Here is a 14590-nt window from a genome sequence, read left to right on the forward strand (position 1 = left end):
CCGGAGGGGGCAGCGAACCATGCCGAGCAAGATCGCCGGGACACGCCGGCCCTCCGCCCGACCGGGCGGAGGGCGCGCCCCAGCGACCCCGAGAGGGGGGCGCGGCGGAGGCGTGCGCGGGCTCTACACGCGTGCGCAGCGGGCCTGGGACCGGCCGCTCACGGCGTATTACGTGATCATCGGCGCGGGGCTGCTCATCACCACGCTCGGCCTGGTGATGGTCTACTCGGCCTCGATGATCACGGCGCTCCGCTACGAGCTGGTGCCGTCCTACTTCTTCCGCAAACAGTTCTTCGCGGCCCTGCTCGGCACCGGGCTGCTGCTGGTCGCCTCGCGGATGCCGGTGAAGCTGCACCGGGCGCTGGCCTACCCGATCCTGGTGGGCGCGATCTTCCTCATGGTGCTCGTGCAGATCCCGGGGATAGGGCATTCCGTCGGCGGCAACCAGAACTGGATCTCGCTGGGCGGCCCGTTCATGCTGCAACCCAGCGAGTTCGGCAAGCTGGGCCTGATCCTGTGGGGTGCCGACCTGCTCGCCCGCAAACAGGACATGAAGCTCCTCACCCAGTGGAAGCACATCCTCGTGCCGCTGGTCCCCGGCGCCTTCATGCTGCTCGGGCTGATCATGCTCGGCGGCGACATGGGCACCGCGATCATCCTCACGGCGATCCTCTTCGGACTGCTGTGGACGGCCGGCGCCCCCACCCGGCTCTTCGTCGGCGTGCTCGTGGTGGCCACCACGATCGGTGTGCTGCTCATCAAGACCAACGCCAACCGGATGCGGCGCTTCCAGTGCATCGGCGCCACCGATCCGGGTGGCGAGGGGGCCCCGTGCCTCCAGGCCGCGCACGGTATCTATGCTCTGGCGTCGGGCGGATGGTTCGGTTCCGGGCTCGGTGCGAGTGTGGAAAAATGGGGCCAACTGCCCGAAGCGCACACCGACTTCATCTTCGCGGTCACCGGTGAGGAACTGGGCCTCGCGGGGACGCTGTCGGTCGTCGCCCTGTTCGCGGCCCTAGGCTATGCGGGTATCCGCGTGGCCGGACGCACGGAGGACCCCTTCGTTCGATTCGCCGCGGGAGGCGTGACCACCTGGATCACGGCCCAGGCCGTGGTCAACATCGGTGCGGTGCTCGGTCTGCTGCCGATCGCCGGCGTCCCGCTCCCGCTGTTCTCGTACGGGGGGTCGGCCCTGCTGCCGACCATGTTCGCCGTCGGGCTCCTGATCGCCTTCGCGCGACAGGAACCCGCCGCGAAAGCGGCCCTGGCCATGCGCCGCCCCGGCTGGGGCAAGCGGGCCGGGGTGAGATGGAAGTCGATGCGACGGCGCGTCAAGAAGCGCCCGTCCGGAGAGCGGTGAATTTCGGTGCATGTCGTACTCGCCGGCGGGGGGACCGCCGGTCACATCGAGCCGGCGCTCGCCCTCGCGGACGCCCTGCGCAGGCAGGACCCGAGCGTGGGCATCACGGCGCTGGGCACGGAGAAGGGCCTGGAGACCCGGCTCGTGCCCGAGCGGGGCTACGAGCTGGCGCTCATCCCCGCCGTACCGCTGCCCCGCAAGCCCACCCCCGAACTGATCACCGTCCCGGGACGGCTGCGCGGCACCATCAAGGCCGCCGAGCAGGTCCTGGAGCGGACCAAGGCGGACTGCGTGGTCGGCTTCGGCGGTTACGTGGCGCTGCCCGGCTACCTCGCCGCCAAGCGCCTCGGCGTGCCGATCGTGGTCCACGAGGCCAACGCCCGGCCCGGCCTCGCCAACAAGATCGGCTCCCGGTACGCCGCCGGGGTCGGCGTCGCCACCCCGGACTCCAAGCTCCGCAACGCCCGTTACATCGGCATCCCGCTGCGGCACACCATCGCCACCCTCGACCGGGCCCGGGTCCGGCCCGAGGCGCGCGCCGCCTTCGGCCTCGACCCCAACCTGCCGACGCTGCTCGTCTCCGGCGGCTCCCAGGGCGCCCGCCGGCTCAACGAGGTCATCCAGCAGATCGCCCCGGTGCTCCAGCGCTCCGGCATCCAGATCCTGCACGCCGTCGGCCCCAAGAACGAGGTGCCGCGCGTCGACAACATGCCCGGAATGCCGCCGTACGTGCCGGTACCGTACGTGGACCGGATGGATCTCGCGTACGCCGCCGCCGACATGATGCTCTGCCGCGCCGGCGCCATGACCGTCGCCGAGCTCTCCGCCGTCGGACTGCCCGCCGCCTACGTCCCGCTGCCCATCGGCAACGGTGAACAGCGGCTCAACGCGCAGCCGGTGGTCAAGGCCGGCGGCGGACTCCTCGTCGACGACGCGGAGCTGTCGCCGCAGTGGGTGCAGGCCAACGTCCTGCCCGTACTGGCCGATCCGCACCGGTTGTACGAGATGTCCCGCGCCGCCTCCGAGTTCGGCCGCCGGGACGCCGACGACCTCCTCGTCGGCATGGTGTACGAGGCGATCGCCGCCCGCCGACAGGCGTAGCGGGGGACCGAGGGAAGAGGCGCGCGTGGCAGCCGGACCGACGACCGCGGAGAAGAGCGGCACCGAGAAGCCCAGGGGATCGTCGGACCGGCAGCCCCGGCCGGAAGGCGCGGGCGGCCGCTTCCGCCCGACCGGACTGAAGCTCGCCCTGATCGCCGCCGGCCTGCTCCTGCTCGCCGGCGGCACGGTCTGGGCGCTCTACGGCTCCACCTGGTTCCGTGTGGAACGTGTGAAGACTTCGGGCACGGCGGTGCTCACCCCGGCCCAGGTCGAGGCCGTCGCCGCCGTCCCGGTCGGCGCCCCGCTCGTCACCGTCGACACCGACGCCATCGCGGCCCGGCTCCGGGAGGAATTCCCGCGCATCGCCTCGGTCGACGTGATCCGGTCCTGGCCGCACGGAATCGGGATCGAGGTGACGGAACGGAAACCCGTCCTCCTTCTGGAGAAACGCGGATCCTTCACCGAAGTGGACGCCACCGCCGTTCCGTTCGCGACCGTCACCACTCCGCCCCGCGGCGTCCCCCGGCTCGTCCTCGACGTGGCGGCTTCGCCCAGCCTGCGGCGGTTCGACGCGGACCGGCTCCTCGCCGAGGCCGTGCGCGTACGGAGTGAACTCCCGGACGCGATCGCGAAGGACACTCGTGTCGTACGGCTCTCCTCGTACGACTCCGTCACTCTGGAACTCACCCGTGATCGCACCGTCTTCTGGGGCAGCGCCGAACACGGGCCCGCCAAGGTCCGGGTCCTGACCGCCCTCATGAAGGCGACCCCCAAAGCGGGGCACTTCGACGTAAGTGCCCCGAGCGCGCCCGCCTCGTCGAGGAGTTGACGCGCATCCGCGCTGGCCAGCACCCTGGTTGGCCAGCGCTACGGGTGATCACATAGGGTGAAAAGAAAAACGGGAGGTTCGGCGTGTTCGTTGAACGCGCGCGCCTTGTCGACTTAGTGTCCTGTTCGGAAGAGTCCAGCGAACAGAGACACTGGTAACCCTAAACTTCAACGTTAGGGTTGGGGTCGGCGCAACGGACCACCCCATCGGCATCCGTCGTCGCGGCGCGCAAACCACAGCGCAATGACGACACGTAACTCGAGGCGAGAGGCCTTCGACGTGGCAGCACCGCAGAACTACCTCGCAGTCATCAAGGTCATCGGTGTCGGCGGCGGTGGTGTCAATGCCATCAACCGAATGATCGAGGTCGGTCTCAAGGGCGTCGAGTTCATCGCCATCAACACCGACGCACAGGCACTGTTGATGAGCGACGCCGACGTCAAGCTCGACGTCGGCCGTGAACTGACCCGCGGCCTCGGGGCCGGGGCGAACCCGGCCGTCGGCCGCAAGGCCGCCGAGGACCACCGCGAGGAGATCGAGGAGGTCCTCAAGGGGGCCGACATGGTCTTCGTCACCGCCGGCGAGGGCGGCGGCACCGGCACCGGCGGCGCGCCCGTCGTCGCCAACATCGCGCGCTCGCTCGGCGCGCTCACCATCGGCGTGGTCACCCGCCCCTTCACCTTCGAGGGCCGGCGCCGCGCCAACCAGGCGGAGGACGGCATCGCCGAGCTCCGCGAAGAGGTCGACACCCTCATCGTCATCCCGAACGACCGGCTGCTGTCCATCTCGGACCGCCAGGTGTCGGTCCTCGACGCCTTCAAGTCGGCCGACCAGGTCCTGCTCAGCGGTGTCCAGGGCATCACCGACCTCATCACCACCCCGGGCCTGATCAACCTCGACTTCGCCGACGTCAAGTCGGTCATGTCCGAGGCCGGCTCCGCCCTCATGGGCATCGGCTCCGCCCGCGGCGACGACCGCGCGGTGGCCGCCGCCGAGATGGCGATCTCCTCGCCGCTCCTGGAGGCGTCCATCGACGGCGCCCGCGGCGTGCTGCTCTCCATCTCCGGCGGCAGCGACCTCGGTCTCTTCGAGATCAACGAGGCCGCCCAGCTGGTCAGCGAGGCCGCCCACCCCGAGGCCAACATCATCTTCGGCGCCGTCATCGACGACGCCCTCGGCGACGAGGTCCGGGTCACCGTCATCGCGGCCGGCTTCGACGGCGGCCAGCCGCCGGCCCGCCGGGACAACATCATCGGCTCGGTCTCCGCCAAGCGCGAGGAGCCGGCCCCGGCCCCCCGCGTCGCCGAGGCCTCCCGCCCGATCGGCGGCCTCGGCACGGTGACGCCGCGCGAGGAGCCCGCGCCCGCCCCGGTCGAGCCGGCCCCGGCCGTCAACGAGACCCCGCTGCCGCCCGCCCCGCCGGTGGTCCCGCCGGCCCGTCCGTACGCGGACAGCCCCGCCGAGGAGCTGGACGTGCCGGACTTCCTGAAGTGATAGGGCACCGCCACACGACGAACGGCGCGCACTTCGCCTTCACCGACCGGTGGGGCGGGGTGAGCGCCGTTCCGTACGAGGAGCTCAACCTCGGCGGCGCCGTCGGCGACGACCCGGAGGCCGTCCGGACCAACCGGGCCCGCGCCGCCGCCGGGCTCGGCCTCGACCCCGGCCTCGTCGTCTGGATGAACCAGGTCCACGGCGCCGACGTCGCCGTGGTCGACGGCCCCTGGGAACACGGCGAGGCCGTCCCCGCCGTCGACGCGATCGTCACCACCCGCCGCGGACTCGGCCTCGCCGTCCTCACCGCGGACTGCGTCCCGGTCCTCCTCGCCGACCCCGTCGCCGGGGTCGTCGCCGCCGCCCACGCCGGGCGGCCCGGCATGATCGCCGGAGTCGTTCCCGCCGCCGTCGCGGCGATGGAGCGACTCGGCGCCGAGCCCGGCCGGATCACCGCCCGCACCGGCCCCGCCGTCTGCGGACGCTGCTACGAGGTCCCCGAGGCGATGCGCGCCGAGGTCGCGGCCGTCGAACCCGACGCGTACGCGGAGACCTCCTGGGGCACCCCGGCCGTCGACGTCGCCGCCGGGGTCCGCGCCCAGCTCGCCCGGCTCGGGGTGACCGACGTCGAGGACGCCGGGGTCTGCACCCTGGAGTCCGGCGACCACTACTCGTACCGCCGCGACCGCACCACCGGGCGACTCGCGGGATATGTCTGGTTGGGCAGGTGAGGGGAATGACGGACCGCAAGGCCGAACTCGCGGAGAACCTGGCACGGGTGGAGGAGCGGATCGCCGCCGCCTGCGCCGCCGCCGGCCGCCCCCGTGACGAGGTCACCCTGATCGTCGTCACCAAGACCTACCCCGCGAGCGACGTGCGGATCCTGCACGGACTCGGGGTGCGCCACGTGGCGGAGAACCGCGACCAGGACGCCGCCCCCAAGGCGGCCGCCTGCGCCGACCTCGATCTCAGCTGGCACTTCGTCGGCCAGTTGCAGACCAACAAGGTCAGATCCGTGGTGGGTTATGCCGATGTGGTGCAGTCCGTCGACCGGATCAAGCTCGTCTCCTCGCTCTCCGCGGCGGCGGAGAGAGCCGGGCGGGAGCTCGGCTGCCTGATCCAGGTCGCCCTCGACGCCGAGGCCGGCGGGCGGGGCGATCGCGGCGGCGTCTCGCCCGACGGGATCGAGGAATTGGCAGCCGCCCTCGACGGGGCCCCCGGGCTGCGGCTCGCCGGGCTCATGACGGTCGCCCCGCTCGTCGGGGAGTACGCCGGGCGGCAACGGGCCGCCTTCGACCGGCTGATGGATTTGTCGACTGCCCTGCGCGCGACCCGTCCGGCTGCGAACATGGTCTCAGCGGGAATGAGCGCGGACCTCGAGGACGCCATCGCCGCCGGGGCGACACATGTACGCGTCGGTACGGCGGTACTCGGAGTCCGCCCGAAGCTCGGGTAACGTCGCGAAGCAGGTCGGACCACAGCAGAAAATATGGTCATTCCGTGAACGGCGGAGTGGCCACGTGGATCGCGAGCACTTGGTGACGAGGCCGATCCACCACAGAGCGGAGGAATCGGAGCATGGCCGGCGCGATGCGCAAGATGGCGGTCTACCTCGGTCTCGTGGAGGACGATGGGTACGACGGCCGGGGCTTCGACCCCGACGACGACTTCGAACCCGAGCTGGAGCCCGAGCCCGAGAGGGAGCGGCGCCACACCCCCCCGCGCCAGATCGAGCGTGAGGAACCCGTGCGTGTGGTGGCCCCTCCGGCCCCCCGGGAACCGGTCGCCCACTCTGCCCCGGTACTCGCCGAAAGTGGACGTCCGGCCCGAATTGCCCCCGTGGCATCCATCACACCCGAACGCCCGAACCTGGAGAAGAACGCACCGGTGATCATGCCCAAGGTCGTGTCCGAGCGGGAGCCCTACCGCATCACCACGCTCCACCCCCGGACCTACAACGAGGCCCGTACCATCGGGGAACACTTCCGTGAGGGCACCCCGGTGATCATGAACCTCACGGAGATGGACGACACCGACGCGAAGCGACTTGTCGACTTTGCCGCCGGACTCGTCTTCGGGCTCCATGGCAGCATTGAGCGCGTGACGCAGAAGGTGTTCCTGTTGTCGCCTGCTAACGTCGATGTCACGGCGGAGGACAAGGCCCGGATCGCAGAGGGCGGATTCTTCAACCAGAGCTGAGAAACGAGACCGGACGGACCGGCCGCGAGGGCGGTCGGAGCAAGCTGAGCACACGAGAGCCAGGGGAGAGGGAACCGCGGGATGGGCGTCGCACTACAGGTGGTCTACATCGCGCTGATGTGCTTCCTCGTCTTCCTGATCTTCCGGCTGGTCATGGACTACGTCTTCCAGTTCGCCCGTTCATGGGAACCCGGCAAGGCGATGGTGGTCGTTCTGGAGGCCACCTACACTGTCACCGATCCACCGCTCAAGCTTCTGCGGCGGCTCATCCCGCCGCTTCGTCTCGGGGGCGTGGCACTCGACCTGTCCTTCTTCGTTCTGATGATCATCGTCTACATCCTCATCTCCGTCGTGAACTCCCTCGCGAGGTGAGTGTGGACGATACGGTCCTGCCGACTGCCGACGACTACGTAGAGGTGAAGAAGAGATGCCGCTGACTCCTGAGGACGTGCGGAACAAGCAGTTCACGACCGTCCGCCTGCGAGAAGGCTATGACGAGGACGAGGTCGACGCCTTTCTCGACGAGGTCGAGGCCGAGCTGACCCGCCTGCTCCGCGAGAACGAGGACCTGCGCGCCAAGCTGGCCGCGGCCACGCGCGCGGCCGCGCAGAACCAGCAGCAGGCCATGCGCAAGCCCCCGGAGCCGCAGGACCGTCCCGTCGGACCCGGCGCCCCGGTGCCCGCCGCCATATCCGGTCCGCCGGTCCAGCAGCAGCCGCCGCAGATGGGCCCGCCGCAGCTGCCTTCCGGTGCTCCTCAGCTTCCCGCCGGCCCCATGCAGGGCGGACCCATGGGTCCGGGCCCGATGCAGGGCGGTCCGATGGGTCCCGGCCCGATGCAGGGCGGCCCCATGGGTCACCCGCAGCAGCAGATGCAGCCGCAGCCTCCGCAGCAGCCCGGTGGCGACAGCGCCGCGCGTGTCCTCTCGCTGGCCCAGCAGACCGCCGACCAGGCGATCGCCGAGGCCCGCTCCGAGGCGAACAAGATCGTCGGCGAGGCGCGCTCCCGCGCCGAGGGCCTGGAGCGGGACGCCCGCGCCAAGGCGGACGCTCTTGAGCGGGACGCGCAGGAGAAGCACCGCGTCGCGATGGGCTCCCTGGAGTCCGCCCGCGCCACGCTGGAGCGCAAGGTCGAGGACCTGCGGGGCTTCGAGCGCGAGTACCGGACCCGCCTGAAGTCCTACCTGGAGTCCCAGCTGCGTCAGCTGGAGACCCAGGCGGACGACTCGCTGGCTCCGCCGCGGACCCCGGCGACGGCCTCGCTGCCGCCGGCCCCGTCCATGGCCTCGGCCGGTGCGGGCGCGCCCTCCTACGGCGGCAACGGCCCGATGGGCGGCGGTCCGTCCATGGGCGGGGGCCCGTCCTACGGCGGCCAGCAGCAGATGTCCCCGGCGATGACCCAGCCGATGGCTCCGGTCCGCCCGCAGGCGCCGCAGCCGATGCAGCAGGCGCCGGCGCCGATGCGGGGCTTCCTGATCGACGAGGACGACAACTGAGGCGGCGCCTGAACGTGCGTTGAGCACGTAGCCGTCGGCAGCCGAAGGGCCAGGACCTGGATCACTCCAGGCACCTGGCCCTTCGCCGTGCCTGCGAGCCGCGCCCGCCGTCCCCTGCGGGCCTGCGCCCGCTGTCCCTGTGGGCAGGCGTCCCGTTGCCGGGCCAGGGCTTCCCGCACCTGCTGTGCGGCGCCGTACGGGTGCGGGTCCAGGCACAGGAGCGGAGGCACCCGCAGAGGGTGCCGTTTCGTTGTGCCCACCCTCCCCCGAGCTCTCGGCTTCGCTCGAGCAGGGGACCCCCATCGCCCCGGCGGAACGTATGCCCACAACGGGGGAAGGGCCCCGCACCGGATGGGTGGGGGCCCTTCTTGGCAGGGGTTACGCCTTGTGGAGGTGGAAGGTGAGGGCGAGGGGCTCGTCCTCGAAGGCGGGGCCGTACGCCTCGGTGGGCTCGCCCTGGTCGTAGTCCGTCGCCAGGACCTCGTCCGCGATCAGACCCGCGTGGACCGTCAGCGCCTCCGCCGTCTCGGGAGACGTCGTCGTCCAGCGCAGCGCGATGCGGTCCGCGACGTCGAGGCCGCTGTTCTTGCGGGCCTCCTGGATGAGGCGGATCGCGTCACGGGCGAGGCCCGCACGCCGCAGCTCGGGGGTGATCTCCAGGTCCAGGGCGACCGTCGCGCCGGAGTCGGAGGCGACCGACCAGCCCTCGCGCGGGGTCTCCGTGATGATGATCTCCTCCGGCGTGACGGTGATCGTCTCGCCGTTCACCTCCAGCGGCGCCTCGCCGTCCCGCAGCGCCAGCGCCAGTGCCGCCGCGTCGGCCGCGGCCACGGCCTTCGCCACGTCCTGGACGCCCTTGCCGAAGCGCTTGCCGAGGGCGCGGAAGTTGGCCTTGGCCGTGGTGTCGACCAGCGAGCCGCCGACCTCGGAGAGGGAGGCCAGGGAGGAGACGTTCAGCTCCTCCGTGATCTGGGCCTGGAGCTCGGGGGAGAGCGCCGCGAAGCCGTTCGCCGCGACGAGCGCGCGGGAGAGCGGCTGGCGGGTCTTCACGCCGGACTCGGCGCGGGTGGCGCGGCCCAGCTCGACCAGGCGGCGGACGAGCAGCATCTGCTCGGAGAGCGTGCCGTCGACGAGCGCCGCGTCGGCCTCCGGCCAGGTCGCGAGGTGGACCGACTCGGGGGCGTCCGGCGTCACCGGGACGACGAGGTCCTGCCAGACCCGCTCCGTGATGAAGGGGGTGAGCGGGGCCATCAGGCGGGTGACGGTCTCGACGACGTCGTGCAGGGTCCGCAGGGCCGCCTTGTCGCCCTGCCAGAAGCGGCGGCGGGAGCGGCGCACGTACCAGTTGGACAGGTCGTCGACGAAGGCCGAGATCAGCTTGCCGGTGCGCTGGGTGTCGTACGCCTCCATCGCCTCGGTCGTCTCGGCGACCAGCGTGTTCAGCTCGGAGAGCAGCCAGCGGTCGAGGACCGGGCGGTCGGCCGGCGCGGGGTCGGCCGCGGACGGCGCCCAGCCGGACGTACGGGCGTACAGGGCCTGGAAGGCGACCGTGTTCCAGTAGGTGAGGAGCGTCTTGCGGACGACCTCCTGGATGGTGCCGTGGCCGACCCGGCGGGCCGCCCAGGGGGAGCCGCCGGCGGCCATGAACCAGCGCACGGCGTCGGCGCCGTGCTGGTCCATCAGCGGGATCGGCTGGAGGATGTTGCCGAGGTGCTTGGACATCTTGCGGCCGTCCTCGGCGAGGATGTGGCCGAGGCAGACCACGTTCTCGTACGAGGACTTGTCGAAGACGAGGGTGCCGACGGCCATCAGGGTGTAGAACCAGCCGCGGGTCTGGTCGATGGCCTCGGAGATGAACTGCGCCGGGTAGCGGGACTCGAACAGTTCCTTGTTCCGGTACGGGTAGCCGTACTGGGCGAACGGCATGGAACCCGAGTCGTACCAGGCGTCGATGACCTCCGGCACGCGCGTGGCGGTCTTCGCGCAGCTGGGGCACGGGAAGGTGACCGCGTCGATGTACGGGCGGTGCGGGTCGAGGCCCGACTGGTCGGTGCCGGTCAGCTCGGTGAGCTCCGCGCGCGAGCCGACGCACGTCAGGTGGTCGTCCTCGCAGCGCCAGATCGGCAGCGGGGTGCCCCAGTAGCGGTTGCGGGAGAGGGCCCAGTCGACGTTGTTGGTGAGCCAGTCGCCGAAGCGGCCGTGCTTGACGGAGTCCGGGAACCAGTTGGTCTTCTCGTTCTCCTGGAGGAGCCGGTCCTTCACGGCGGTCGTACGGATGTACCAGGACGGCTGCGCGTAGTAGAGCAGGGCCGTGTGGCAGCGCCAGCAGTGCGGGTAGCTGTGCTCGTACGGGATGTGCCGGTAGAGCAGGCCGCGGGCGTCGAGGTCGGCGGTGAGCGCCTCGTCGGCCTTCTTGAAGAAGACGCCGCCGACCAGCGGCACGTCCTCCTCGAAGGTGCCGTCGGGGCGGACCGGGTTGACCACCGGGAGGTCGTAGGCCTTGCAGACCTTGAGGTCGTCCTCACCGAAGGCGGGGGACTGGTGGACGAGGCCGGTGCCGTCCTCGGTCGTCACGTACTCGGCGTTGACCACGTAGTGGGCCTCGGCCGGGAACTCGACGAGCTCGAAGGGGCGCTGGTAGGTCCAGCGCTCCATCTCGGCGCCGGTGAAGGACTCGCCGGTGGTGACCCAGCCCTCGCCGAGGGCCTTGTCGAGCAGCGGCTCGGCCACGACGATCTTCTCGTCGCCGTCCGTGGCGACCACGTAGGTGACCTCGGGGTGGGCGGCGACGGCCGTGTTGGAGACCAGCGTCCAGGGGGTCGTCGTCCAGACGAGCAGGGCGGCCTTGCCGGCGAGCGGGCCGGAGGTCAGCGGGAAGCGGACGTAGACCGAGGGGTCGACGACGGTCTCGTAGCCCTGGGCCAGCTCGTGGTCGGAGAGACCGGTGCCGCAGCGGGGGCACCAGGGGGCGACGCGGTGGTCCTGGACGAGCAGGTCCTTGTCGAAGATCTGCTTGAGCGACCACCAGACCGACTCGATGTACGAGGGGTCCATGGTGCGGTAGGCGTCGTCGAGGTCGACCCAGTAGCCCATCCGGGTCGTCAGCTCGGCGAAGGCGTCGGTGTGGCGGGTCACCGACTCGCGGCACTTCGCGTTGAACTCCGCGATGCCGTACTCCTCGATGTCCTTCTTGCCGGAGAAGCCGAGCTCCTTCTCGACGGCGAGCTCGACCGGGAGGCCGTGGCAGTCCCAGCCGGCCTTGCGGGCCACGTGGTAGCCGCGCATGGTGCGGAAGCGCGGGAAGACGTCCTTGAAGACGCGGGCCTCGATGTGGTGGGCGCCCGGCATGCCGTTGGCGGTCGGCGGACCCTCGTAGAACACCCACTCGGGGCGGCCCTCGGACTGCTCCAGGGTCTTCGCGAAGACCTTGTTCTCCTGCCAGAAGTCGAGCACGGCGTGCTCGAGCGCGGACAGGTCGACCTGGGCGGGCACCTGGCGGTACTGCGGCGTGGTCATGCGGCGGACTCTCCTCCGGACGGACATGGCGTGCTTCCGTCGGAGGGACGAGAGCCGTGCTCCCGCGGTACCACCCTCCTTGGCCCCGGACGTGACCGTCCGAAGCCCCCTCATTGGGGTCGCGACACCGGGTCTAGTCACCGCGCTTCGTGGTGCGTGTCCACGCGGCTTTCTTCCGGCAGCTCCGGGGTGATGCTTCGCATCGGGCTCGCCCCCGGGCTCTCACCGTCCCCGGGTCGCTCATGGCTCGCGTACGACGCTACTGGTCCCCATCGACGCCTCTCGCTGAGGCCAGTGTACGGGGCGCGGGGGCACCGGCCGACCGGATTCCCGGTGACCCGAATGGGCACACGGGGCGCGGCGGGTTCCGGGGGCCGCGCGGGGGAGCGGCGGGGCGGATAACCCGGCGGGGAGTTGGGCACCACTTCCCACGGGTCCGTGCCGGGGGCCGCGGGTGGGCGAAATGGGCGGCGTGCCCCGTTGCCGCGCGCCTTGGGCCGATTTATCGTCCCAGCACGATGCGCGAGCAAGATCACAAAATGTGAAGGGGTCGCGACATGGTGGCGAAGAAGACCGCCGCGAAGCAGTCCCCGGCCGCCGCCGGGGACCCCGGGGACGCCGGTTCCCCGGGCGACCCCGAGGCCCCGGACGGCCAGGCCGGGAAGCGAAAGGCGGCGGCCCCGGCACGCGGGGCGGCGAAACGCGCGCCAGAGGAGAGCGCTTCCGCGGGCGGGGCGCCGGAGCCACCGGCGGACGCGGCGCCTGCCGGTGCGGGGCCCGCCGCCGCTCCGACCGCCGAGAAGGCGCCCGCGAAGAAGCCGGCCGCGAGGAAAGCGACCGCGAAGGAAGCGGCCGCCACGAAGAAGGCGGCCACGAAGAAGGCGGCCACGAAGGAAGAGGCCGGGAAGAAGGTGGGCGGGAAGAAGGCCGTGGCCGGGAAGGCGGCCGTCACGAAGCCGGTGGCCGGGAAGGCCGCCGCGGAGAGGACGGCCGATGCCGGGGTCGACGGCGCGAGGGCCCCGGCGAAGCGGGCCGTCGCCGGGGAGGCCGCGGCCGGGAGCGCCCCCGGGGAAGCCGGAGCGGGGGCGGCGGGGGCGGATGTGAACCCGCCCGGGAAGAAGTCCGTGAAGAAGACCGTCGGCCGGAAGGCCGCCGCGAAGAAGCAGCAGACAGGAGCCAGGACGGTGGCAGCGAAGAAGACCGCGGGTGGCGTCACGACCGCCGAGGACGAGGCGGCCGTGCCCCCGGCACGGACCGGCGAGCTCGCGGTGCGGCCCGGCGAGGAGCCGTGGACGCCGGAGGAGGTCGCCGAGGCCCGCAGCGAACTGCAGTCCGAGGTGCTGAGGCTGCGCAGCGAGCTGGCCCACTCCCAGGAGGAGCTGACCGGCCTGATGCGGGACTCCGGCGACGGGGCCGGCCACGACGAGGCGGACACCGGCACCAAGAACATCACCCGCGAGCACGAGCTCGCCCTGGCGGCGAACGCGCGGGAGATGCTGGAGCAGACCGAGCACGCCCTGGAGCGGCTCGACGCGGGCACGTACGGCCTCTGCGAGGTCTGCGGCAAGCCCATCGGCAAGGCGAGGATGCAGGCCTTCCCCCGTGCCACCCTCTGCGTGGAGGACAAGCAGAAGCAGGAGCGGCGCGGCTAGGGCCTGTTTCAGAAGTGATCTTCAGAGCCACTCGTTGATGGCTGCGATGAGTATGGCGGCTTCGTAGCGGACGGTGAGCTTGTCGTACCGGGTCGCGACGGCACGGTGGCGCTTGAGGCGGTTGATCACGCACTCCACGGCGTGGCGCTCGCGGTAGTCGGTCTTGCAGAACTTGGGCGGCCGACCACCGTGAGAGCCGAACTTCTTCCGGTTGCGGACCCGGTCCGCGGGGATCGGGATCGTCGCCTTGATCTTGCGTCTACGCAGGTAGGAGCGGTTCTTGCGGGAGTCGTAGGCCTTGTCCGCGCGCACTCGGTCCGGGCGGGTGCGCGGGCGTCCGGCACCGACGCGGGGCACGCGGATCTTCTCCAGCACGGGCTCGAACTTCGGACTATCGCCGCGCTGTCCAGCCGTGACGACGATCGACAAGGGTTTCTGCCTCTGCTCCACCGCGAGATGAATCTTCGTGGTCAGCCCGCCCCGCGACCGCCCGAGGCTGTGGTCAGCCGGCTCGACGGCGACTCCGCCGGGCGGTTCGCGCTGGAGATCCCCTTTTTGCGTGCCCCGGCGACGTGCTGGTGGGCCCGGCAGATCGTGGAGTCCACGTCGACCTCCCAGGTGATGAGGTCCTTCGCGTCGGCCTGGGCCTGGAGCTCGGTGAGGATTCGGGCCCAGGTGCCGTCGCGCTGCCAGCGACGGAACAGCCCGTAGACGGTCTCCCACTCGCCGTACCGGGTGGGCACGTCCCGCCACGGCGCCCCCGTACGGGTCCGCCACTGTATGCCGTCAATGAGCTGCCGCTTGGGCCAGACCGGAGGCCGCCCCGGCTTCCTGCCCGCCGGTAACAACGGCTCCAGCCTGGCCCACTGCGCGTTCGTCAGATCTCCCCGCCCCACCCGAAGATCATCTCAGGCCGTGATCTACTTCCAATCATCCTGCTGATC

General features: G+C 71.3%; 12 protein-coding genes. 10 read left to right on the forward strand and 2 right to left on the reverse strand.

The features are described 5' to 3' along the window. Positions 1-19: 19 nt before the first annotated feature. From ftsW to IE245_RS03355, 9 genes are all read left to right on the forward strand, one after another. Positions 20-1360, forward strand: coding sequence for a putative lipid II flippase FtsW (ftsW, locus tag IE245_RS03315; protein WP_189945162.1), 1341 nt, complete (start codon positions 20-22; stop codon positions 1358-1360). 6 nt (positions 1361-1366) lie between these two features. Further along, positions 1367-2461: an undecaprenyldiphospho-muramoylpentapeptide beta-N-acetylglucosaminyltransferase gene (gene murG / locus IE245_RS03320; protein WP_169085706.1), complete on the forward strand. Its 1095-nt coding sequence runs from the start codon at positions 1367-1369 to the stop codon at positions 2459-2461. A gap of 25 nt (positions 2462-2486) precedes the next feature. Continuing rightward, positions 2487-3290 (forward strand): cell division protein FtsQ/DivIB, encoded by an 804-nt coding sequence (locus tag IE245_RS03325; protein WP_189945163.1) that lies wholly within the window; start codon positions 2487-2489, stop codon positions 3288-3290. A gap of 279 nt (positions 3291-3569) precedes the next feature. Further along, positions 3570-4784, forward strand: coding sequence for a cell division protein FtsZ (ftsZ, locus tag IE245_RS03330; protein WP_189945164.1), 1215 nt, complete (start codon positions 3570-3572; stop codon positions 4782-4784). Next, positions 4781-5515 carry a peptidoglycan editing factor PgeF gene (gene pgeF, locus IE245_RS03335; RefSeq protein ID WP_189945165.1) on the forward strand — a complete coding sequence of 245 codons (735 nt, stop codon included), beginning with the start codon at positions 4781-4783 and terminating at the stop codon, positions 5513-5515. The genes ftsZ and pgeF overlap by 4 nt, the downstream gene beginning before the upstream one ends. A gap of 5 nt (positions 5516-5520) precedes the next feature. After that, complete coding sequence (locus IE245_RS03340; protein ID WP_189945166.1) at positions 5521-6240, forward strand: YggS family pyridoxal phosphate-dependent enzyme; 720 nt, start codon at positions 5521-5523, stop codon at positions 6238-6240. Between the two features lie 122 nt (positions 6241-6362). Beyond that, a complete protein-coding gene (locus IE245_RS03345) occupies positions 6363-6983 on the forward strand; it encodes a cell division protein SepF (protein ID WP_189945167.1) in 621 nt (206 codons plus the stop codon). Between the two features lie 81 nt (positions 6984-7064). After that, positions 7065-7355 (forward strand): YggT family protein, encoded by a 291-nt coding sequence (locus IE245_RS03350; protein ID WP_189945168.1) that lies wholly within the window; start codon positions 7065-7067, stop codon positions 7353-7355. 55 nt (positions 7356-7410) lie between these two features. After that, on the forward strand, positions 7411-8478 hold the full coding sequence (locus IE245_RS03355) for a DivIVA domain-containing protein (RefSeq protein ID WP_189945169.1): 1068 nt from the start codon (positions 7411-7413) through the stop codon (positions 8476-8478). 378 nt (positions 8479-8856) lie between these two features. Here IE245_RS03355 and ileS read toward each other — a convergent pair whose 3' ends face one another. Then, a complete protein-coding gene (gene ileS / locus IE245_RS03360; RefSeq protein WP_189945170.1) occupies positions 8857-11994 on the reverse strand; it encodes an isoleucine--tRNA ligase in 3138 nt (1045 codons plus the stop codon). Between the two features lie 557 nt (positions 11995-12551). On the opposite strand from ileS, the gene IE245_RS03365 reads away from it, so the two are divergent. Continuing rightward, on the forward strand, positions 12552-13646 hold the full coding sequence (locus tag IE245_RS03365) for a TraR/DksA family transcriptional regulator (RefSeq protein WP_189945171.1): 1095 nt from the start codon (positions 12552-12554) through the stop codon (positions 13644-13646). Positions 13647-13667: 21 nt separating this feature from the next. Here IE245_RS03365 and IE245_RS03370 read toward each other — a convergent pair. Beyond that, positions 13668-14542, reverse strand: a protein-coding gene (locus IE245_RS03370) for an IS5 family transposase (RefSeq protein WP_373305255.1) whose coding sequence is annotated in 2 segments (ribosomal slippage) — positions 13668-14176 and positions 14176-14542 — 876 coding nt in all. Because the reading frame shifts where the segments join, the coding sequence is not laid out codon by codon here. Positions 14543-14590: the final 48 nt, after the last annotated feature.

The sequence above is a fragment of the Streptomyces roseolus genome, from assembly GCF_014649855.1.
Lineage (GTDB): Bacteria > Actinomycetota > Actinomycetes > Streptomycetales > Streptomycetaceae > Streptomyces > Streptomyces roseolus.